The 21,024-nt window shown below is 64.2% G+C and carries 17 protein-coding genes; 8 read left to right on the forward strand and 9 right to left on the reverse strand.

The window, feature by feature from the left end:
* Nucleotides 1–10 precede the first annotated feature (10 nt).
* The 3 genes from ACQ4WN_RS12475 (at nucleotide 11) to ACQ4WN_RS12485 (ending at nucleotide 3,185) form a co-directional block, all read left to right on the forward strand.
* Nucleotides 11–322: a ClbS/DfsB family four-helix bundle protein gene (locus ACQ4WN_RS12475; RefSeq protein ID WP_436551820.1), complete on the forward strand. Its 312-nt coding sequence runs from the start codon at nucleotides 11–13 to the stop codon at nucleotides 320–322.
* Nucleotides 323–417: 95 nt separating this feature from the next.
* The gene (locus tag ACQ4WN_RS12480) at nucleotides 418–2,133 is read left to right on the forward strand and encodes an NAD+ synthase (RefSeq protein ID WP_436551821.1); all 1,716 of its coding nucleotides are present in this window, start codon (nucleotides 418–420) and stop codon (nucleotides 2,131–2,133) included.
* Nucleotides 2,130–3,185: a bifunctional nicotinamide-nucleotide adenylyltransferase/Nudix hydroxylase gene (locus tag ACQ4WN_RS12485; protein ID WP_436551822.1), complete on the forward strand. Its 1,056-nt coding sequence runs from the start codon at nucleotides 2,130–2,132 to the stop codon at nucleotides 3,183–3,185. The genes ACQ4WN_RS12480 and ACQ4WN_RS12485 overlap by 4 nt, the downstream gene beginning before the upstream one ends.
* Before the next feature lie 34 nt (nucleotides 3,186–3,219).
* Here ACQ4WN_RS12485 and ACQ4WN_RS12490 read toward each other — a convergent pair whose 3' ends face one another.
* Complete coding sequence (locus tag ACQ4WN_RS12490; RefSeq protein WP_436551823.1) at nucleotides 3,220–4,050, reverse strand: hypothetical protein; 831 nt, start codon at nucleotides 4,048–4,050, stop codon at nucleotides 3,220–3,222.
* 139 nt (nucleotides 4,051–4,189) lie between these two features.
* Nucleotides 4,190–5,092: a LysR family transcriptional regulator gene (locus ACQ4WN_RS12495; RefSeq protein WP_436551824.1), complete on the reverse strand. Its 903-nt coding sequence runs from the start codon at nucleotides 5,090–5,092 to the stop codon at nucleotides 4,190–4,192.
* A gap of 127 nt (nucleotides 5,093–5,219) precedes the next feature.
* Here ACQ4WN_RS12495 and ACQ4WN_RS12500 point away from each other — a divergent pair, with 127 nt between their 5' ends.
* On the forward strand, nucleotides 5,220–6,641 hold the full coding sequence (locus ACQ4WN_RS12500; RefSeq protein ID WP_436551825.1) for an MFS transporter: 1,422 nt from the start codon (nucleotides 5,220–5,222) through the stop codon (nucleotides 6,639–6,641).
* Complete coding sequence (locus tag ACQ4WN_RS12505) at nucleotides 6,638–7,036, forward strand: DUF4440 domain-containing protein (protein ID WP_436551826.1); 399 nt, start codon at nucleotides 6,638–6,640, stop codon at nucleotides 7,034–7,036. The genes ACQ4WN_RS12500 and ACQ4WN_RS12505 overlap by 4 nt, the downstream gene beginning before the upstream one ends.
* Before the next feature lie 181 nt (nucleotides 7,037–7,217).
* Here ACQ4WN_RS12505 and ACQ4WN_RS12510 read toward each other — a convergent pair whose 3' ends face one another.
* From ACQ4WN_RS12510 to ACQ4WN_RS12525, 4 genes are read right to left on the reverse strand one after another with little or no spacing between them, the layout of a single operon-like run.
* Nucleotides 7,218–8,606 carry an efflux transporter outer membrane subunit gene (locus ACQ4WN_RS12510; RefSeq protein WP_436551827.1) on the reverse strand — a complete coding sequence of 463 codons (1,389 nt, stop codon included), beginning with the start codon at nucleotides 8,604–8,606 and terminating at the stop codon, nucleotides 7,218–7,220.
* The gene (locus tag ACQ4WN_RS12515; RefSeq protein ID WP_436551828.1) at nucleotides 8,603–11,695 is read right to left on the reverse strand and encodes a MexW/MexI family multidrug efflux RND transporter permease subunit; all 3,093 of its coding nucleotides are present in this window, start codon (nucleotides 11,693–11,695) and stop codon (nucleotides 8,603–8,605) included. The genes ACQ4WN_RS12510 and ACQ4WN_RS12515 overlap by 4 nt, the downstream gene beginning before the upstream one ends.
* Nucleotides 11,696–11,710: 15 nt before the next feature.
* Nucleotides 11,711–12,811, reverse strand: coding sequence for an efflux RND transporter periplasmic adaptor subunit (locus ACQ4WN_RS12520; RefSeq protein WP_436551829.1), 1,101 nt, complete (start codon nucleotides 12,809–12,811; stop codon nucleotides 11,711–11,713).
* A gap of 52 nt (nucleotides 12,812–12,863) precedes the next feature.
* The gene (locus ACQ4WN_RS12525; RefSeq protein WP_436551830.1) at nucleotides 12,864–13,346 is read right to left on the reverse strand and encodes a DUF2165 family protein; all 483 of its coding nucleotides are present in this window, start codon (nucleotides 13,344–13,346) and stop codon (nucleotides 12,864–12,866) included.
* A gap of 123 nt (nucleotides 13,347–13,469) precedes the next feature.
* Between ACQ4WN_RS12525 and ACQ4WN_RS12530 the strand changes: the two genes are divergently transcribed.
* Nucleotides 13,470–14,129 carry a helix-turn-helix transcriptional regulator gene (locus ACQ4WN_RS12530; protein ID WP_436551831.1) on the forward strand — a complete coding sequence of 220 codons (660 nt, stop codon included), beginning with the start codon at nucleotides 13,470–13,472 and terminating at the stop codon, nucleotides 14,127–14,129.
* On the opposite strand, the gene ACQ4WN_RS12535 is transcribed toward ACQ4WN_RS12530, so the two are convergent.
* A complete protein-coding gene (locus tag ACQ4WN_RS12535; RefSeq protein ID WP_436551832.1) occupies nucleotides 14,126–15,397 on the reverse strand; it encodes an MFS transporter in 1,272 nt (423 codons plus the stop codon). The two genes, ACQ4WN_RS12530 and ACQ4WN_RS12535, sit on opposite strands and share 4 nt — an antisense overlap.
* A gap of 112 nt (nucleotides 15,398–15,509) precedes the next feature.
* Here ACQ4WN_RS12535 and ACQ4WN_RS12540 point away from each other — a divergent pair, with 112 nt between their 5' ends.
* Nucleotides 15,510–16,409, forward strand: a complete 900-nt coding sequence (locus ACQ4WN_RS12540) for a LysR substrate-binding domain-containing protein (RefSeq protein ID WP_436551833.1) — start codon at nucleotides 15,510–15,512, stop codon at nucleotides 16,407–16,409.
* Here the strand turns inward: ACQ4WN_RS12540 and ACQ4WN_RS12545 are convergent.
* Nucleotides 16,406–17,158, reverse strand: coding sequence for an SDR family oxidoreductase (locus ACQ4WN_RS12545; RefSeq protein WP_436551834.1), 753 nt, complete (start codon nucleotides 17,156–17,158; stop codon nucleotides 16,406–16,408). The genes ACQ4WN_RS12540 and ACQ4WN_RS12545 overlap by 4 nt on opposite strands.
* Nucleotides 17,159–17,462: 304 nt before the next feature.
* Here ACQ4WN_RS12545 and ACQ4WN_RS12550 point away from each other — a divergent pair, with 304 nt between their 5' ends.
* Nucleotides 17,463–17,867, forward strand: a complete 405-nt coding sequence (locus ACQ4WN_RS12550) for a VOC family protein (RefSeq protein ID WP_436551902.1) — start codon at nucleotides 17,463–17,465, stop codon at nucleotides 17,865–17,867.
* Nucleotides 17,868–17,895: 28 nt separating this feature from the next.
* Here the strand turns inward: ACQ4WN_RS12550 and ACQ4WN_RS12555 are convergent, their stop codons facing one another.
* Nucleotides 17,896–20,766 (reverse strand): insulinase family protein, encoded by a 2,871-nt coding sequence (locus ACQ4WN_RS12555; protein ID WP_436551835.1) that lies wholly within the window; start codon nucleotides 20,764–20,766, stop codon nucleotides 17,896–17,898.
* Between the last annotated feature and the right edge of the window lie 258 nt (nucleotides 20,767–21,024).

Here is a 21,024-nt window from a genome sequence, read left to right on the forward strand (position 1 = left end):
GAGCTGGCACGTGCATCTGCGCGACGGCAAACGCATCGAGGACATCGCCTTTCCCGCCGAAGGTTTCACGTGGAACGCTCTGGGTACACTGGCGCAGCGCTTCTATGCGGACTATGCTGAACTGGGCATGGACGACTTGCTGCAGCGCCTGGAACAGGCGAAAGAGCAGCTGCTGGCGCTGATCGACAGCCTTGACGATCCGCAACTGTATGGCCAGCCTTGGTACACGCATTACACGATGGGACGCATGATTCAGTTGAATACCTCGTCGCCGTATGCGAATGCGCGCATGCGCTTGCGGGGCTGGCTCAAGACCTTGTAGCACCTTGATCGGCAGGCTTGCACGATTGCATCAGTACCATCAGAAACGTTTTCAGGCAGGATAGTGGTTTCAAGCGTAACCAATGAAGGATCGCCATGCTGACCATCGCCCTCGCCCAGATGAATCCTACCGTGGGCGACTTCGACGCCAATCTCGCCGCCATCATCGCGCGCATGGGCCGCGCCAGCAGCGATGGCGCGGACTTGCTGGTGTGTCCCGAGCTGTCGCTATGCGCGTATTACCCGGGCGACCTGTTCGAGGATGCCGCCTTCCTGCGCGACATGCAGCAGGCGCTGGAGACGCTGCTGCAAGCGTCCACGCGCTGGCCGGAACTCGTCACCGTCATCGGCACGGCGCGGCCGAACTCCGGCGTCGGCAAGCCCCTGTATAACGCCTTGCTGGCCATACGCGACGGACGCATCGTGGCCGAATACTACAAGCAGCTGCTGCCGACGTATGGCATCTTCGACGAGGGCCGCCATTTCGAGCCGGGTCCGCCCGGTGCCTGCATTTTGCCCATCGCCGGCTGCAAGGTGGGCTTCATGATTTGCGAGGATGGCTGGAACGACGATGGCCGCGCCTACGCCGTCAACCCTTTCGACTCCCTGCACGCTGCGCGGCCCGACCTGGTGGTCAGCATCAACGCCAGCCCGTCCGACATCGGCAAGCGCGCGCAGCGCCACGCCGTGTTTGGCGCCGCCTGCGCGCGCGTCAAGTTGCCCCTGCTGTTCGTCAACCAGGTGGGCGGCCAGGATCAACTCGTCTTCGACGGTGCCTCGTTCGCCATCTCGCCCAGTCTGGGCGTGCAATTCGAGGCGGCCCGCTTCATCGAGGATTTTCAATTGCTGCGCTTTGCCGATGGCCGTTTCGCGCACCCCGATGGCCAGCCTTTCCCCGTGCCCGACCCGGAAGGCATTCCCGCCGTCGAATTTGCGCGGCGCCAGATCGTGCTGGGTTTGCGCGACTACGCGCGCCGCTGCCGCTTTCAAAAAGTGGTGGTCGGCTGCTCGGGCGGTATCGATTCGGCGCTGACCCTGGCCTTGGCCGTCGAGGCGCTCGGTGCCGACAACGTGGTGGCCATCACCATGCCGTCCGTCTTTTCCAGCGCCGGTTCCGTCACCGATTCGGTCGCCCTGTGCGTCAACCTGGGCATCGCCCTGTACACGCATGCCATCCGCGACATCGTGGCGCAATACGAAGCCGGCTACGCGGGGGCCTTCGACGGCAAGCTGCAGGGACTGCCGCTGGAAAATCTGCAGGCGCGGGTGCGCGGCACGATATTGATGGAATACTCGAATGCGTTTGGCGCCCTGCTGCTCACCACCGGCAACAAGAGTGAAATCTCGGTCGGCTACTGCACCCTGTACGGCGACACAAACGGGGGACTGGGGCTGATCGGTGACCTGTATAAAACCGAGGTGTTCGCCCTGTCGCGCCATATCAACGCCAGCGCCGGGCGCGAATTGATACCCGTCGCCGTGCTGGACAAGCCCCCTTCGGCGGAACTGGCGCCGGGCCAGCGCGACACGGACAGCTTGCCGCCCTACCCCGTTCTCGATGAGATTTTGAAGTGGCATATCGAGGGCAAGCGCCTGCCGGCGGCGGAAAGCGCGCAAGCTTTGAGCCTGGTCGACCAGCTGCGCGAGACGGACGAGGGGCGGGCGCTGGTGACGCGCATCCTCGGCATGGTCGCCCGCAACGAATACAAACGGCGCCAGGCGGCGCCCATCATCCGCGTGCGTTCGCGCGCCTTTGGCAGCGGGCGCCAATTGCCGATCGCCGCTCACTACCCCACCGGAGACGACGCATGACCCTCACCTATTCCGCCGACGCGGCCATCCTGATCGGCCGCTTCCAGCCTTTTCACAATGGCCATGCCGGCTTGCTGCAAACGGCGCTGGCCACTGCCTCGAACGTGGTGGTGGTGCTCGGCTCCGCCTTCCATGCGCGCAGCCCGAAGAATCCGTTTACGTGGCAGGAGCGGGCCGCCATGATCGCCGCCACCTTGCCCGAGGCGCAGCGCGCGCGCGTGCATTACGTAGCCGTGCGCGATTACTACGATGATGGCCTGTGGGCCGATGCCGTGCGGCGCGCCGTGGCGGGCGTCTTGCCCGCGGCGCAGCGCGTGACCCTGGTGGCCTGCTTCAAGGACGCCACCAGTTACTATCTGCACCACTTCCCGCACTGGCATTTACTCAACCTGGAGATAGATGCGGGCGCGCCCATCGGCGCGACGGCGATTCGCAACGTGCTGTTCGAAGCTGAAGACGTGGATGTGTCGCTGAGCGCCGTGGCGCAGCTGCTGCCGGCGGCCATCGGCCAGTACCTGAAGGCGTGGACCTTGTTGCCGTGGTACGCGCCGCTGGTGCAGGAATACCGCGCCATCGAGGCCTACAAGACGCGCTGGCGCACGGCGCCGTATGCGCCCATCTTTTGCACTGTGGACGCGCTGGTGCAGACAGGGGGCCACGTTTTACTCGTGCGCCGTGGCGGCTATCCGGGCAAGGGCCTCTGGGCCTTGCCCGGTGGCTTCCTGGAGCCGCGCGAACGCCTGCTGCAGGGCGCCCTGCGCGAGCTGGCGGAAGAAACCCAGCTGGGCGTGCTGGCGCCCACCCTCGTCGAGGCGCTGGTTGGCGTGGCCGTGTTCGACCACCCGGACCGCAGCCAGCGCGGGCGCACCATCACGCATGCGCATTATTTCGACTTGAAGACGCGCCAGTTGCCGGCCGTGACGGCGGCCGACGATGCGGCGCTGGCCGAGTGGGTACCGGTGGCGTCGTTGCCGGCCATGGAAGAGCAATTCTTCGAAGACCACTTTCATATCCTGAACCACTTCCTGAAGCTCACGCAAGAGGGGCGCTGAAGCACTGAGGGAGGCCCGCAGCGCCCGGTGGCACTCAGGACGTCACGCGTTCCCAGCCATGCCTGACGGCCGCCTTGAAGTCCTCCCACGCCGACTGGGGATACGTGTGTTCCCAGTTGCTGCGCAGTTCAAGCTCGACCTCTTCCCAGCTTTGCCCCCGGTAGCTGTTGCTGCCGGCCATCGAATGGCCATAGCGATAGGCGGGATCGTAGTCGTCGAAGCGCCCGCCGATGGACGCATACTGGCTGCTCCAGTGGTTGCGGTAATACTGCTCGTCGTCGTCGCTGGTGCCGGGCAGATTGTCGGTGCTCGGATAGCGGCGCACGTTGGCGCCCGCGCTGGACGGCGGCGATGCCATGCCGCCCGCAAATTGCTGCGACGCCGCTGCCGCCGTGTCCAGGTTGCCGCTGGGCGTGCCTTGCTGTGATGGCGCGCTTGACTGCATGCTGGCGCCCTGGCGCATTGGGCTGTCGTTTTGTGGCATGCCTTGCCAGCCGCCCGCGCGCCAGTGGTCGGCGTGCGCATCGATGTCGAGCGGCGCATAGCGCTCGACGATGTCGGTGGCGCGGTCGATATCGGCATCGCTGGCCCCTTCCAGGGTCAGCACGACATGCCCGCGCCGCACGGCTTCCGCGTAGATGTGGCGGTCGGCGTGGCTGCCGAACAAGTCCGTAAAGAAATGTCTGATGTTGTCGAGCAGGCTGTCGCTGTCGTCGCGGCGGAGGTTTTCAGTGGCGGAAATATCGTCACTGCCCGCGTCGTGCAGGCGGATGCTGGCGCTGGGCAGGCCAGCCGTGATCAAGTCGTGCCGGGCGCGCTCGGCCATGTCGCGCAGGACGAAAACTGCTGCCAATGTGTGTGCCATGATGATCTCCAATCGGTGAACAACGTCCTGTCAGTGTAGGCCGTGCAAAACGAAAGGGGCGCTCGTTTGCCCCTTGGAAATCGTTATATTCAACAAGTATTGTCGACGTGATATGGGCCCCGTGGCGCCACGTGAAACCTCAGCCTGGCGTGCCCACAAACGTGCGCAAAAAATCGATAAAGGCGCGCACCTTTTCCGCAATATGCTGGGTGTTCGGATACACGGCATACACGCCCTGCTGCGGGAAGATGACGTCGGGCAGCAGGCGGCGCAGGCGTCCCGCGCGCACTTCCCCTTCCACTTGCCAATGCGGCAGCAGTGCCACGCCGCAGCCGCCCAGGGCAAAGCCCAGCAAGGCCGAGGCGGAATCGGAATGAATGGCGGCGTCGTCCTGCGCGGTGAAGGCGGCGGGGCCGTCCGGCGTCTGCACGTCCCAGCGCAGGGGCGAAGCGAGGCGGCTGTGCGCCAGCCAGCGCGCGCGCTGCAAGTCGGGCAAGCTGGCGATGTCCCTGCCGGGCAGGCTGGCCAGGTAGGCGGGCGAGGCGACGGGCCAGATCGCGTACGGCTCGATCAGCGCGGCGCGATAGCTCGAATCGTTGAGTGACCCCATGCGGATGGCCAGATCATAACCGCCCGAAATCAGGTCTTCATGCGAGGACGACGAGGAGTGCTGGATCTGTAACTGCGGGTGGGCGGCGGCAAAGGCGATCAGCGCAGGGATCACCGTACGGTTGCCGTATTCGACCGTGGTGGTCAGGCGCAGGGTGCCGCGCAAGCCCTGATGGCCCTGGCGTGCCGTTTCGATGGCGCCGTGTGCTTCGCTTAGCACGCGCTGGCAATCCTCGTAAAAACGCCGCCCCACGTCGGTGAGCGCCAGACTGCGCGTGCTGCGCGTGAGCAGCGACACGCCCAGCTCCGCCTCCAGCTGTTTCAAATTAAAACTGACGACGGCCTTGCTCTGGCCCAGCACGGCGGCGGCGGCCGTCAGTGAACCGGCGTCGACGATGGCGATGAAAATACCCAGGCGGTCGAGACTGATCATGATGAAGCGTGCGTAGACATGCGATTTTCAGGGGTTTGTCAAAATAGCTTTGACAGTGTAATCGGGGCTGGCCCGTTACGCAAATGGCGATGGGCGCTTAAGCTGGCCGTTTGCCATTCGGAGCACCATGGACTATCGCAAAAAGGTCGCGGCCATTTATTTGCTGGGGTTTTTCGTCGACCTGATCAACATGTTCATCACCAGCGTCGCCTACCCCGACATCGGCCAGGCCTTGCACGCCTCGGTGGCGCAGCTGGCCTGGATCAGCACCGGCTACATCCTCGGCCTGACCATCGTCATCCCGGCCAGCGCCTGGCTGGCTGCCTATTATGGCAGCAAAAGCGTGTTCATGGCATCGTTGCTAACTTTTTTATGCGCCAGCATCGGCGCCGGCCTGGCACCGTCGATCGAGGCGCTGATTGCCTGGCGCTGCGTGCAAGGCCTGGGCGGCGGCTTGCTCATTGCGCTGGGACAAAGCATGACTTACCAGCTATACCAGCCTGCCGAGCGCCCCGGCCTGTCCTCCGTCATCATGCTGGTGGGCTTGCTGGCGCCCGCCCTGTCTCCCGCGCTGGGCGGCGTGATCGTCGACAGCCTGTCGTGGCGGGCGATTTTTTACCTCAACGTGCCGTTTGCCGCGCTGGCGCTGCTGCTGGCCGCCTGCTGGCTGCGTCCCGACCCGCCGCGCGCGGCCGTTCCCCGTCTCGATCTGGCGGGTCTGCTGGCGGGCAGCACGGCCATCATGCTGCTGTTGCTGGGCCTGACCATGCTGGGCACGCCGGGCGAGCTGGCCGCCGGCGCTGGCGTGCTGGCGCTGGGCGCCGTCTGCGTATGGGGCTACGTGCGTGGCGCGCTGCGCAAATCCACGCCGCTGCTCAACTTGCGCCTGGCCGCCGAACCGCTGCTGCGCATCTCCATGTTGATGTATTTGCTGGTGCCGGGCGTCTTCATGGGCATGAGCCTGCTGGCCATGCTGTATCTGCAGGGCGTGCTGGGCATGTCGGCATCGACGGCCGGCGCGCTGATGCTGCCGTGGGCGCTGGCCTCGTTTGCGGCCATTTCGCTGACCGGTAAAAGCTATCGCCGCGTGGGTCCGCAACCCTTGTTTATCGCTGGCGCCCTGCTGCAGGCGGCGGGCATGCTGATGCTGCTGCGGGTGGACTCTGCGGGTCAATTATTCTGGCTGGCCTGGGCGTATGCCGTGATGGGATTTGGCGGTGGCTTGTGCAGCAGCACGGCGCAAAGCACGGCGTTTTTGCGCACGCCGGACGGGCAATTGAGCCAGGCCAGCGCCGTGTGGAATATCAACCGCCAGCTGGGCTTTTGCCTGGGCGTGGCGCTGCTCAGCGTACTGCTGAATGGCTTGCTGGCGGCGCATGGCATCGCCACCCTGGACGACCCTGCCCTGCATGCGCGCGTGGCGCAGGTGTTTCACTGGTGTTTTGCGCTGGCCGCCGCCTCATGCGTGCTGCCTTTGGCGCTGTGCCTGCGCATCGATAACCGCGCCGTTCTCGACCTTTTACATCAACATGGAGCAAGCAAAAAATGAATGCAACGAATCCCTATTTTGACGACGTTTTATCGACGCATGTGTTGATCCGCGCATGGCTTGCTGGCGAGGCGGCGGCGCCGGACCATTGTGCCGAATTGCTGGCGCGTTTTTCACCCGCTTTCACGATGGTGGCGCCAGGCGGCAAGCAGCTCGATCACGCCGGCTTGACAACGTTTTTCCGCGCCGCCGGCGGCAGCCGTCCGGGTTTGCAGATGCGACTTTCCGACCTCATTTTAATCCAGGACAGCGCGGCCGGCGCCTCCGTCTCCTACCGTGAATACCAGTCACTGCCGGGCAGCGACAGCACCGAACGGCTGTCGACTGTCGTGTATGAAAAAACACCGGCTGGCGCCCTGCTGTGGCGCCATTTGCACGAGACGTGGGTGGCTTGAACTGCTCGTTGTACTTGGTCATGAAAAAAACCCAAAAGTTGGTGTTCAACTTTTGGGGTTCAGTTCAGGCCACCGCCTTTTTTCAGCCCTCATACCGTGCTCAATAAATTTTCCGTCGATACGCACCATCTGCAGCCAGCTGCCCTGTGTGAACATCGCGCGCGTTTCCGAGCAAAAAAGATCACATAGTTTGCCCCCATCCCAGCGCCTTGTACAGGGCGATCGCATCGATGTAGGATGCCGTTTCTGCCAGCAGCGCTTCGCGCCGGATATCGTACAGCGCGCGCTGGTTTTCCAGCACGGCTTGATAGCTGCCGGCACCGCCTTGATAGCGCGTGCTGGCGATGCCGAGGGCCGCGCTGCCGTGGCGCGCCGACTGCAGCAGGGAAGCCAATCGCGTCTGGTTTTCCGCCAGCTGCGTGACGGCGTTTTCCACGTCTTCCTGCGCGATTAACAGGGCCTGCGCATAGCGCGCCAGTGCGCCCTGTGCCTCGGCTTGCGTACCGCGCAAACGTGTCTTCACGCTGCCCAGGCGGAAGGCCGGATAGCTGACGGACGGCGCCACCTCGAAGGCGCGCGCGCCGCCGTCGAACACGCCGCTGCCACGCAGCGCGAAGAAGCCCAAAAAACCACCGAGGCTCAGGCGCGGATACAGGTCGGCCGTGGCCGCCCCCACGTCTTCGCTGGAAGCGGCCAGCAGGCGCTCGGCGCGCACCACGTCGGGACGGCGCCTGATCAACTGGTTGACGTCGCCGAGCGGCAGCTGGCCCGCCAGCGGCGCCTGCTGGCGCGGTGTCGTCGCCAGCGCGATGGCGCCCGGCGCTTGTCCGCTCAAGACATCGAGCCGGTACTGCGCCTGGCGCAAGCCCGCCTGCAAAGGAGGAATAGCCGCCTCGCTGCGCGCCAGGTTGGCCAGCGCATTGTGGCGCTCTTCCGGCAAGCCGCTGCCGGCGCGGATGCGCGCGTCGACCAAGGCCACGGTATCGCGCCAGCTGTGCACCTGCGCCAGCGTCAGCGCCAGGTTTTGCTGATAGCCCAGCGCCTCGTAGTAATTGCGCGCCACTTCGGCGGCAATCGTCAGCTGCGCCTGGCGCAAGTCCGCCTGCGCCGCCTCGGCGCGCGCCTGCGCCGAGCGGCTCATGTGCGCCAGGCGGCCGAACAGGTCGATCTCCCATTGCGCATCGAAGCCCACGCGCGTGCTGGCGCTGGTGGTGCGGCTATCGGCCGTGTTTTGCTGCACCCTGCGCTGCCATCCCGCCTGGCCCGTGACGTTGGGCAGTTCGTCGAGGCGGCGCTCATCGAAGTGGGCGCGCGCGGCCAGCAGATGCGCCTGCGCCTGCGCGATATCAAGGTTGTGTTCGAGCGCGCTGGCGATCAGCTGCGACAGGCGCGCGTCATCGAAAAAGGTCCACCAGGCGGCGCTGCTGGACGCTGTTTGAGCGGGCGCAAACTGCGTCTGCTGGGGGCTGGCCAGATGGACGTCGGGCGTGACCGGCGTGACGTAGGCGGGACCGACGGCGCAGCCGACCAGCAGGGGGAAAAGGGAAACAAGATAGCGGTAATTTTTCATAGGGATTCCTTCAGTGCCTGCGACAACTCGCGGGCGCGCGGCGTGGCATGGTCGGCCGTATGGCGGCGGGCCAAAAAGGTGTACACGGTGGGCAGCACGAACAGGGTAAAGAATGTGCCGATCAACATGCCCGACACGATCACCACGCCCAGGCCGAAACGGCTGTTGGCGCCCGCGCCGGAAGCGAACAGCAGCGGCACCAGGCCCACCACCATCGCGGCTGTCGTCATCAGGATGGGGCGCAAACGGATTTGCGCCGCCTTGCGGATGGCCGTGATGCGGTCCAGCTGTTCATGCAGCTGCAATTCGTTGGCAAATTCCACCATCAAAATACCGTGCTTGCTGATCAAGCCGATCAGGGTCACGAGGCCGATCTGCGTGTAGATGTTGACGGTGGCGTAGCCCAGCGCCAGCGGAATCAGCGCGCCGCAAATCGACAGCGGCACGGTGATCAGGATGATCAGTGGGTCCGTCAGGCTTTCGTACTGGGCTGCCAGCACCAGGTAAATCACGATGACGGCCGCGAGGAAGGCCAGCAGCAGCGCATTGCCTTCCGTGGCGAACTGGCGCGCATCCGATTGCCAGTCGTAGCTGAAGCCCGGTGGCAGGGTCTTGGCCACGCCGTCGAGGAAGGCCACGGCGTCGCCCAGGGTCACGCCGGGTGCCGGCACGCCCTGGAAGGTGGCCGCATTTTGCTGGTTGAACTGGGTCAGCATGTTCGGCTCGATCTGTTCCGTCACCGAGACGACGGCCGAGAGGGGCAGCAGGCTGCCATCGTCGGCGCGCACGTACTGCTGCGTCAGGGCTTGCGCCGTCAATCGCTGTTCGCGCGGACTTTGCGCGATGACGTCATACGCGCGGCCATCCATGCCGAAGCGGTTCAGGTAATTCTCGCCCACCAGCACGGCCAGCGATTCGCCAATGTCCTGCATGCGGATGCCCAGGCTATTGACTTTTGAACGGTCCACGCGCACTTTCACGACGGGGTTGTTGTAATCGAGGTCGCTGTCGACGACGGCAAACAGGCCGCTGTCGCGTGCGCGCTGCTTGACGTCTTCCATGGTGCGGAACAGGGTGGCGTAATCCTGCGCGCTGCGCAAGACCAGCTGCACGGGCAAGCCGCCGCTCGACCCCGGCAAGGGCGCCAGCTGGAAGGCGAAGATGCTGGTGCCTTCGACGTCGCCCACGGCGTGCTGCAATTCGGCCTGGATGACGGCCGCGTTGCGCGTGCGCTCGGCCCATGGCGTCAGGTTGATGCCGCCGATGCTGGACGCCGGGCCTTCGCCGCCATTGATGATCCAGCGCGACGCCGTTTCGGGGATATTTTTGTAGATGTCATCGAGCTTGTACGAGAAGCGTTCGACGTAATCGAGATTGGCGTGCTGCGGCGCCTTGATCGCCGTCAAGACACTTGCCTGGTCTTCCGCCGGCGCCAGTTCGCGCTGCGGCAGCAGGTACAAAAAGGGCAAGCTCACCATCACCAGCGCGGCGAAGCCGGCGCTCCACCAGCGGTGGTGCAGGGAGCGGTCCAGCAGGCGCGCATAGCGCGTGGTCAAGCCTTCGAAGAAGTGTTCGGCGGCGCGCGCCATGCGCCCCTCCGCCTGTTTCGGTTGCAGCAGCAAGGAACTCATCACGGGCGACAAGGTGAGCGCCACCACGCCCGACACCACCACGGCGCCGGCCAGGGTCAGCGCGAATTCCTTGAACAGCGCGCCGGTGAGCCCCCCCATCATGCCGATGGGCGCATACACGGCGGCCAGGGTGATCGTCATGGCGATCACGGGACCAGCCACTTCGCGCGCGCCCACCAGCGCGGCGGCTACGGGCGTCTTGCCTTCCTCGATATGGCGGTGCACGTTTTCCACCACCACGATGGCATCGTCGACCACCAGGCCCACGGCCAGTACCATCGCCAGCAAAGTGAGCAGATTGATGCTGAAGCCGAAGGCCAGCATCAACGCCGCCGCGCCCAGCATCGACAAGGGGATCGTCACGACGGGAATCAGCACCGAGCGAAAGGAACCCATGCACAGGTAGATCACGATGACGACAATGAGAAGCGCTTCGAGCAGGGTGTGCGCCACTTCGTCGATGGAGGACTGGATGAAGCGCGCTGTCTCGAACGCCAGTTCGACTTTTACGCCCGGTGGCAGGGTTTTCTGGATCTCCGGCAGCAGCTTCTTGATGCCATCGACGATCACCAGCGGGTTGCCGCCCGGCGTGGGCGACAGGCCCAGGTACACGGCTGGCACGCCATCCATGATGCCGCTCGTCTCCGTCGCGGCCGCGCCCAGTTCCACCGTGCCCACGTCTTTCAAACGCACGAGGGCGGCGCTATCATCGCCGCCCTTGCGAATGACCATGTCGCGGAACTCGGCCACGCTGGTCAGATCCGTGTTGACACTGATGTTCGAGACGACGAATTGGCCCTTCACTTTGCCCGGTGCCGCCTGGTAGTTGTTACGCCGCACGCTATCGGCCACGTCGGCCGCCGTCAGGCCGCGCGCCGCCAGTTTGGCCGGGTCTATCCACAGACGCATGGCCAGCTGCTGGCCGCCATACACGTCGACCTTCGCCACGCCGTCGATGCTGGCGAACATCGGCTGCACCACACGCGCCAGGTAGTCCGTCAGCGCTGGCGCCGAGACGCTCTCGCTGGCAAAACCGACATAGGCGACGGCCGAGGAATCGCCGGCCGCGCGCTCGATGACAGGATCGAAGGCGCCTTCGGGCAGCTTGTAGCGTACCTGGTTGACCTTGGCCATGACTTCCGTCAAGGCCTGCGTGGAATCGCGGTTCAATTCCATGCGCACGGTCACCGTGCTGCTGCCTTGCACGGACGACGAGGTCAGGTAATCGATGCCTTCCACCGACGACACGGCTTGCGCAATCGGCTGCGTGACAAAGCCCTGCATCAGTTCCGCCGAGGCGCCCGGATACGTGGTGTGCACCGTGATGGTGGACGATTCGAGCATCGGATACTGGCGTATCGGCAGCTGCTTGATGGCGATCACGCCCAGCATTAAAATCAGGGTGCTGATGACCAGCGCCAGCACGGGGCGGCGTACAAATAAATCGGTAAATTTCATGTTGGCGGCCTTCCTTTAAGAACCGGCCTTGGGCGCGGCGCGCTTGGCCTCGTCCAGGGTATTGGCCACCGCTTGCACGGCCATGCCGTCGGCCAGTTTCAGCTGGCCCGAAGCGACCACGCGCTGTCCTTCGCGCAAGCCCTTGACGATTTCCACGCGGCCCTCTGCCCGCTCGCCCAGAGTCACGCCCACGCGCTTGACGGTGAGCGGCTGCTTGCCTTCCTGCTGCGCGACGAAGACCGTGTCGCCATATGCGCTGTAGGTCACAGCCGTTTCCGGCACCGTCAACTGCTGGCCAGCTTCGCGCGCCACGCGCACATTGGCGTACATGCCCGCTTTCAGCGCGCCACGCGGATTGGTCAGCGTCGCCTGCACCTGCACCATGCGTGAGCGGGCGATCAGCGGATCGATGGCGTTGATCCTGGCTGTAAAAACGTCGGCGGGGTAGGCGTCCACCCGCACTTGCACGGCCTGGCCAGGCGCCAGTTTGGCGCTGCTCTGTTCATCGAGGGCGAAGTTCACCAGCAGCGACTTCGTATCGATCAAACTGGCCACCGTATCGGCCGCATTCAGGTACTGGCCCGCGTGCACCTTGCGGATGCCCAGCTGCCCGGCGAATGGCGCGCGGATGGTCTTTTGCGCGATCAGCGCTTCCGTCTGGCGCACGTCGCCCAGGGCCGCTTCGCGTGCGGCCAATGCGCTATCCAATTGCTCCTGCGTGGCGGCCTTTTCCCTGACCATCTGCGCGGTGCGGGCATGGCTGCTTTCCGCGTTTTTCAGCTGCGCGCGCTGGCGCAGCAGGGCCGCCTGTTCTGTGGCGTCATTGAGCTGCACCAGCACGGTGCCGGCCGCCACGCTCTGCCCCGACTCGAAGCGGATCTGCGTGATGCGCCCGCCCGTTTCGGCCGCCACCTGCACCTGGCGCGCCGCTTCCAGTTCGCCCACGCCCGCAAAAAAACGCTCCTGCGTGCCCAGCACGACGGGGACCAGCGCCACCTTGGTTGCGGGGGTGGCGGCGGCATCGGCCGCATGCGAGTCTGCGCGCGGGGTCAGCGCGGCACCGGCGATGGCCAGCGCGAGGGCCAGCGCGGAGGCGCCGACGAGTTTCGTATTCATGATGAAGTCCTTTACTGCTGTCAAAGGGAAGAAGAGCCGCAGCGGAGGCTGATCAGGTCCACTGCGCGTTGAAAAGAAAAAACAGGCCGATGGTCCACAGCAGCAGCACCAGGTGCGTCGTCTGCAAGCCTTCCTGGGCGATCCAGTAGCCGAACCACAGGCCGCCCAGGTGCATCAGCAGCAGGAACGCGGCCATGGCGCACAAGGCCAGGTTCAGCCAGGGCAGCGCATCGGCCAGTGACGCGCCAAAGAACAGCGCCACGCCCGTCCAGGCAGTGATGGCGGCCAGCAGTTGCAGCGCCAGTACCACGCCCAGCGATAGCCGGTGCAAGGCCAGTGAGGTGAGCGCGCGGCGTAGCAGCGGCGTCTGGATGGTCGGGTCCTGGCGCAGCGGGTCCATGCGCATGGTGTTGCCGATGGCCCAGACGGCGCCGTGGAAGGCATGCAGGTTGTTGATGGCGGCCAGGCTGAGCCAGATGGCCAGGCCGGTGGCGAGAATGGCGTGAAACAGCCAGATGGAGTGCTGCAGCTGCATGGGATTCCAGTCCAAAAAGTGTCTTGCCTGCATGCGGACGTGGAAACTCCTCGACAGCGGGAAGCTACCGGCCTATTATGCAAGCAATTAGTTGGTTAACTCGCCCCATGATAGTTGAGTGAAATGAATTACACAAGTAAACGTTTGGATAATAGCGAGGCGCCGCAAACGACGGAGCGCATTTTGTATTTCATCAAGACCAAGGGACCCGTCTCCACGGCGACCCTGGCCAAGACCCTGGACATGACGGGCGAGGCGGCGCGCCAGCAAGTGCAAAAGCTGGTGGCGGCGGGCCTGATCGAGGGGCGCCAGGAAGCGCAGGCGGGGGCCGGGCGGCCGCGCCAGAACTGGGTCTTGACGGAATCGGGCAATGCGCGCTTTCCCGATACGCATGCGCAGCTGACGATCAAGCTGATCGGTTCGGTGCGCCAGCTGTTCGGCGAAGCGGGCCTGGATAAACTCATCACCCAGCGCGAAGAGGAAAGCCGCAGTGCGTATGCCTTGGCGTGCTCGGCGCCGGATTTGCCCACGCGCTTGCAGCAGTTGGCGGCCGTGCGCGATGAAGAGGGCTATATGGCGCGCGTGGAAGCGGACGGCAGCGACTGGCTGTTGATCGAAGACCACTGCCCCATCTGCGCCGCCGCCCGCACCTGCCAGGGCTTTTGCCGCTCCGAACTGCAGCTGTTCCAGGAAGTGGTGGGGCCAGGCGCGACCATCGTGCGCGAGCAGCATTTGCTGGCTAACGCCATGCGCTGCGTCTATCGTATTTCGCCGCTTCCTTAAGCCTTGGGAAACAGGGGCCAGGTGCACACTGCCACCAGCCCTGCCAGCCACCACACGACGGGCCAGCTGCTGGCCGCCAGCAGGTGCGGGATGGCCATCGGCGTGAGGAACAGCCCCACGTAGACGGCCGTATTCGCCATGCCCAGGGCCGTGCCCGCGTTGGCGCCGCCCGCTTCCGTGGCCAGCTCCGTGTAGGCCACGCCATGCCAGGCGGACACGGCGATGCCGGCGGCCACCACGGCGGCCTTCAGCAGCCAGCCCGGTGCGTCCAGCCAGGCGATGCATCCCAGCAACACGAACGAGGCCAGCGCCACCAGGGCCGAGCCGCGCAGCCAGGCGGGCCGGTTGGCATGGCGGTCCGTGTAGCGTCCGCTCCAGATGCGCATCACCATGGCGCCCGCCTGCAGGGCCACCATGACGGCCGTGATGGCGGCCAGGCCCAGGTGGCCATGGTCGTGCAGGAAGACTGTGGCGTAGCTGAGCACGGCAAACTGGGGCACGCACAGCAAGCCGATGGCCGCCACCATGCGCCAGACTTTGCGGTTTTTGAGTGGACCTTGCAAGGACGGTGGCGGCTTGACCCCAATCTGGCCCATGGACGCGTTTTGCGGGCCCGTGGCGGCCTCGGCAGAGAAATCGGGCTCATGCATCCATCGCCACGTAAAAAACGCCGACAGGCCGCATACGAGGGCCAGGGCGCCAAACACGGGCATGAAGCCGTAGCGCGATGCCAGGCTGGGCAGGATGAGGGCGCCGAGGCCGCCGCCCAGCGGCACGGCCGTCTGGCGGATGCTCATGGCGAAACCCCGTTCGCCCGGGCCGAACCATCGCATCACGGCGCGGCCGCTGGCGCCATTCACGCTGCCGCCCAGCACGCCGACCAGCGCCAGCCCCGCCGCCAGCGCCCATAAGGGCGGCACGGTGCGATCTTGTGGCGTAATCCACAGCAGCAGGCCCAGCAAGGCCAGCATGGTGCCCAGCAAGCCTGTCAGCAGTACGGGACGGTCGCCCCAGCGGTCGGTGGCCATGCCCCATGGCAATTCGGTCAGGGCCACCCCCAGGCCCATGGCGCCCAGCGCCAGCCCCAGTTCTGTATTGCTCAGGTGATAGCCGCTGCGCAGCCAGATGGCCGTCGTGGGCATGCCGTTGGCGGCGGCGGAAAAGCTGGCGTTGGCCGCCACGCCCACGGCCAGTACTTTCCAGCGGTGGGCATCGCCGAACGCGGGCGGTGTGACAGGAAGGGAAACGGCAGGGCAGCTGGTGGTCATGGCAGGGACAGGAAAGTGGTTGACCCTCACAGTGTTGCGCGCTACGATCATTCTGAATATCAGATAATTTTTTATGTACCATCCCATAAAACCGGACGATTGCATTGATGCCATGAGCCTGCTGAATTTCGATATCGCCTTCTTGCGCAGCTATGTGGCTGGCATTGAGCTGGGCAGCTTTGCCCGCGCGGCCGACAAGGTGGGCCGCTCCACCTCGGCCGTCAGCGCGCAGCTGAAAAAACTCGAGGAGCAGGCGGGCATGCCCCTGTTCCGCAAGGATGGCCGGGGACTGGCGCTGACGCCGGCCGGAGAAATCCTGCTCGGCTATGCGCGCCGCTTGCTGGAACTCAATGACGAGGCGGCCGTCGCCCTGCGCGGCGCGGAACTGGAAGGCTGGATCAGGCTGGGCTTGCAGGAAGATTTTGGCGAAGCCTTGTTGCCCGATGTGCTGGGGCGTTTTGCCCGCGCGCACCCGAAAGTGCGCATCGAGGCGCATGTGGCGCGCAACACGGCCTTGATGCAAGGGCTGGCCAAGGGCCAGTTGGACCTGGCGCTGCTGTGGGGTGGCGCCTGCATCGCCGACGTGGCCGAGTATCCGCCGCAGCAGCGCCAGCATATTGCGGAACCGGCCATGCGCTGGATCGCTTCGTCCAGCCTGGCCTGGCGCCCCGAATCGGGCGAACCGTTACCACTCATTACGTTCGACCGCGATTGCCTGTTCCAGCGCTGCGCCACGCAGGCGCTCGATGGGGCCGGCATCGCCTGGCGCACGGCGTTTACCAGTCCCAGCCTGGCAGGGTTGTGGGCAGCGGCCGCAGCCGGGCTGGGCGTAACGGTACGCACCAGCCTGGGTTTGCCTTCTTCCGTGTGCGCGCTCGATCACGTGGCGGCGGGCTTGCCCGCCCTGCCCCCGTTGTCGCTGGAACTGCTGCGCGCCTCCAGCGTGTCCAGGCCGCCCGTCGAGCGACTCGCTAGCCTGATCATCGAGGCGCTGCAGCAAGATGCGGCTTAAAACTGCTGCACCGTGGGACGCAGCACGATTTCATTGATGCTCACGTTGTCCGGCTGCCCGATCGCATACGCGACGGCGCGTGCCACGGCGTCGGCGGGGATGGCTTGCTTGTAAAACTCTTTCAAGCCGGCCGCGCTTTCCGCATGGCTGCTGCCGCCCGTCAATTCCGTGTCGATGGCGCCCGGCAGGATGGTGGTGGTGCGGATGGTGCCGCCGCTGGCGGCCAGTTCATGGCGCAAGCCTTCCGAAATGGCGCTGACGGCAAACTTGGTGCCGCTGTAGACGGTGCCGCCCGGACTGAAGACTTTTTGTCCTGCCACCGACGAGATGTTGATGAAGTGGCCGCTATTTTGCGCCTGGAAATATGGCAGGACGGCGGCGATGCCATTCAACACGCCTTTGATGTTGATATCGATCATCTTGTTCCACTCATCGGCCTTCAAGGCGCTCATCGGCGCGATGGCCATCAGCCCTGCGTTGTTGATCAGCACGTCGACCTTGCCGAATACGGCCAGTGCCGTGTCGATCAGATTCTTGACGTCGGCAGGCACCGTGACGTCGGTATCGGCAATGGCGGCCTGGCCGCCGGCGGCCGTGATTTCCTCGGCGATGGTATTGAGCAAATCCATGCGCCGCGCACCAAGCACGACACTGGCGCCCAGTGCGGCCAGGTGGCGCGCGGTGGCTTCGCCGAGGCCGCTGCTGGCACCGGTGATGACGACGACTTTCCCTGCAATTGTTTGACTCATGATGAATTCCCTGTGGAGGCAGCGGAGTGCTGCGGATGACATCGATCAATGCTGGCGAGCCACGTCAGGCAGCGGCCACGCTGCAGGTACAGCTTAGCGCATTTGTGCTGTCACCCGCTATAAAAATGATAATTATTAAATGACAATCGTTAGCTACGCGCAATGAGCAACTGCGCGGGCGCCATGGGGAAATCGCTGGCGCTGTATTGTTCCACTGGCCGCCAGCCAGTGGCGCGCGCTTAGGGCTGAAAAGCCGGTGTAGAATCGGCCGGCAGCATCTTTCATCTCACATCAAGGAGACATGATGGCGCGCAAAATCTTTGTCAATCTGCCCGTGCAGTCGCTTGAGCGCTCCGTGGCCTTTTTCACGGCACTGGGCTTCAGTTTCAATGCCCATTTCACGGATGAAACGGCGACTTGCATGATCGTCGCCGACGATATTTTCGTCATGCTGTTGACGCACGACAAATTCAAGCAATTTACGCCCAAGCAGCTGTGCGATACCAAGGTAGCGACGGAAGTGCTCGTGTGTTTGTCGGCCGAGAGCCGGGGCGAAGTCGATGATCTGGTGGCCAAGGCCGTCCTGGCGGGCGGCAGCATTTACAAGGAGCCGATGGATTTCGGCTTCATGTATGGCCACAGTTTCCAGGACTTGGATGGGCATCAATGGGAGTTGATGTTTATGGAAGCTAATTCAATACCGCAATAGTTGCGGTATTGAATCCGGTACGGCGCTCTTAGCTGGCCAGCGCCAATAAATCGACCACGTCCAGGCCCGCCAGGTCTTGTGTCGTGTTGCCTGCAAACGCGGCGCGGCTCTGCTGGCCGTTTTTCAGCCAGGTGCGCGTGACGTCCTTGATCTGGCTCAAGGTGCAGGTCAATACGCCGGTGCGGAACTGCTGGCGCACGGCTTCCGTCGTGCCACGCTGCTGCATGTTCCACGCTGTCAGCGCTTCCGCGTACGGCGAGTGCGGCTTGTCCAGACCCTTGATGACGCAGATGATGGCTTCTTCCACCTGTTCTTGCGAGAAATCGCCATCGAGGATTTGATCGAGGGTCGCGCCGAAGTCGGCAAACGTGCCGGCCAGGCGCGGATCGCGGTAGGAGCTCAGGGTAAACGTGCCGGCGCCAGCCGCATAGCTGGCGCTGCCGCCATACGCGCCGCCTTTTTCGCGCAGGGCAGTATGCAGCACCTGGTTGGTCATCAGTTCAGCGGCCACGGCCAGAGCGGCAGCGTCCGGATTGTGCACGCCGGGCACGGCCCAGGAAACGAAGCAATGGTTGATCTGGCTCGTCGCATGCAGGGCCGTGTTAGCCAGCGGCAATGCGGTAGGTGCTGCTGCCTCTGTCGGCACAGCGGTATCCGTGCTGGCCGCTGGCAATTCCAGCAAACGTGCCAGGGTGATGCCATCGTGCTCCAGGCCTGCGCACAGCACGGTTGGCGCCTGGGCGATGATGTGCGCGTGCAGGGTGTCGAGCTCGCGCGCGATTTCCTGCAAGCCTGCCGAAGTCTTGCTCAGTTGCTGCAAACGGCGGTAGAACGGCAGCGCGGCCGGGCCGCCGACGATGTCGTCGAAACGGCGCGTGGGCGACAGGGGCGCTGCCGAGGCCAGCATGGCGTAGCGGTTGCCCGATTCGGCCAGGCTGCTCAATTTGTCTTGCACCAGGCTTTCGATCAGGAAGGCCAGGCGCTCTTCTTCATCGAAGCGTGGCTTGGCGATCCAGGCCGACAGCACGGCGGCAATCGCCGCGTGTTCTTCGCGCAAGCCGCTGGCCGAGAACGACAGTTCCACGCGCATCGCTTGTTGCGGGCGGGGAATGGCTTCCAGGCCGATGTGGAACGAGGGCACCATGCTCTGACGCCAGGCGCTGGCGTCGTCGAACGACATGTCGCCCACGCCCAGTTCCGGCGCCAGGTCCGTGTACAAACGCAACCACGGCCACGACGCTTCCGGCAAGCTCGACACGTCGTACAGCACGTTGGCATAGCTGATGCCGTTCGAGGCGATGGAAAACGCCACGGCGCCATCGACGGCGGGCGGTATCGGCAGGGCCGGACGCGGCGAGGCGCTGACGTCGCCAGGGCGGATGCGCGGCAAGACTTCGGAATTCGAAGGCAGCTGCTGATGTGCTTCCAGCGCGGCCGATTCAGCCACGATGTGTTCGCGTTCGGCGTCCGTCAGGCGCGCTTGCAGGGCCGCCAGCCTGGCGTCTTCCTGCGCGGCGCGGTCCGTGAAGTAGGCGCTGTCGGGTACCACGTGCGTGGTCAGACGGGTCGGATTGGCGATCAGTTCGCGCACCAGTTGCTTGAAGAATTCCGGGTCTTCGATCTGCTGTTCCAGGGTTTCCAGGATGGCCGCATTGTCGAAGGCGTCCATCACATCGCCGCCATACATGGCCAGCGGCAAGGCGTGCAGCAAGCGGCCCAGGCCGTAAGGCATGCGGCCGCTGCTGATTTCGCGCTGGCTGTATTTGATGTCGCGCAAGGCCGCGTGCAGCACGGCGGCGGGTATGCCCTCTTCCGCTGTTTCTTCCAGGGCCGTCCAGATGCGCTGGTGCGCATCGGCGATCTGTTCCTGGGTCAAACCTTCCATGCCGATGTGGAACACCATCTGGCGGATGCCCGCGTCGCGGCCATTCATGTCCGATGGGCGGCCATAGCCGGCCGATTCCATGGCGCGCATGACGGGCGCCGACGACTCACCCAGCAAACCGTGCGACAGCAGATGCGCGTGGTAGTAGGCGATAGGGTCGCTCGACTCGCCCATCAGCCAGGCAAATTGCAGGCCGAATTCGTCGTCGCGCGCTTCCTGCGAAGGAATTTTGACGATGTTTTCCTGTGGCGCGGTCCACGCGGGTGCCAGTTGTGGCAAGCGGCGTTCGGAGAAACCACTGAGCTTGGACAGCACGCGTTCGGCGACTTGTTCCTGCACGGCCGACGCTTCGATATTGCCGGCAGTCATGATCACGGCTTGCGAAGGATGGTAGTGGCTGGCGTGGAATTCTTTCAGCATGGCATGCGTCAGCTCGGGAATATTCAGCGGATCGCCGCCCGATTCCACTTCATACGTCGTGCCCTTGAGCAAGGCGCTGGCGATGCCGCTGTCGAGTGCGCGCATGGGGCTGTTGAAAGCGCCCTTCATTTCATTGAAGACGATGCCCTGGTACACCAGCTTGTCGCCTTCGAATGCGTGGCGCCAGCCTTCCTGGCGGAAATTCAGGTAATCGAGGTTCGGGAAGAAGGCGGCATCGAGGTAGACGTCCAGCAGGTTGAAGAAATCCTTGCGGTCGGTGCTGGCGAACGGGTACACGGTGCGGTCCGGATAGGTCATCGCATTCATGAAGGTGGCCGTCGAGCGGCGCAGCATCGAGAAGAAGGGGTCGCGCACCGGGTAGCGCGACGAGCCGCACAGCGCCAGGTGTTCGAGGATGTGGGCGCGCCCGTCGCTCACTTCCGGCACAGTGGGAAAGGCCACCAGGAACACCATTTCAGCCTGCTCGGTATGCATGTGGATATGGCGCATGCCCGTTGCCGGCTCGACATATTGCTCGATGGTTGCCTGCAAGACTGGAATGAAGTTGCTGCTGACTTTTTCAAATGTGCTCATGCGGTATGGGATCTCTTCGGTAGGTGAAACGGATAGTCGGTGGGGCTGCATCATATGTGGGGGCAAAGTGGCGTAATGCCAGGGCTGGCCGCCAGGGCTGGGTGTCACTTTGATGCCTGTATGAAGTTTTCTCTATTGTACTAGGAGTATTCGTGCGCCGCCGCCGGGGCCTTGCTGGCAGCCGGAAAAGCGACATTATTGCAAAATTGATCATTCTTGGGTGGGTGGCGTCTCCGAATGAAAGCTTAGCGTACCATG

This window comes from Janthinobacterium pasteuri, assembly GCF_051380775.1.
Lineage (GTDB): Bacteria > Pseudomonadota > Gammaproteobacteria > Burkholderiales > Burkholderiaceae_D > Janthinobacterium.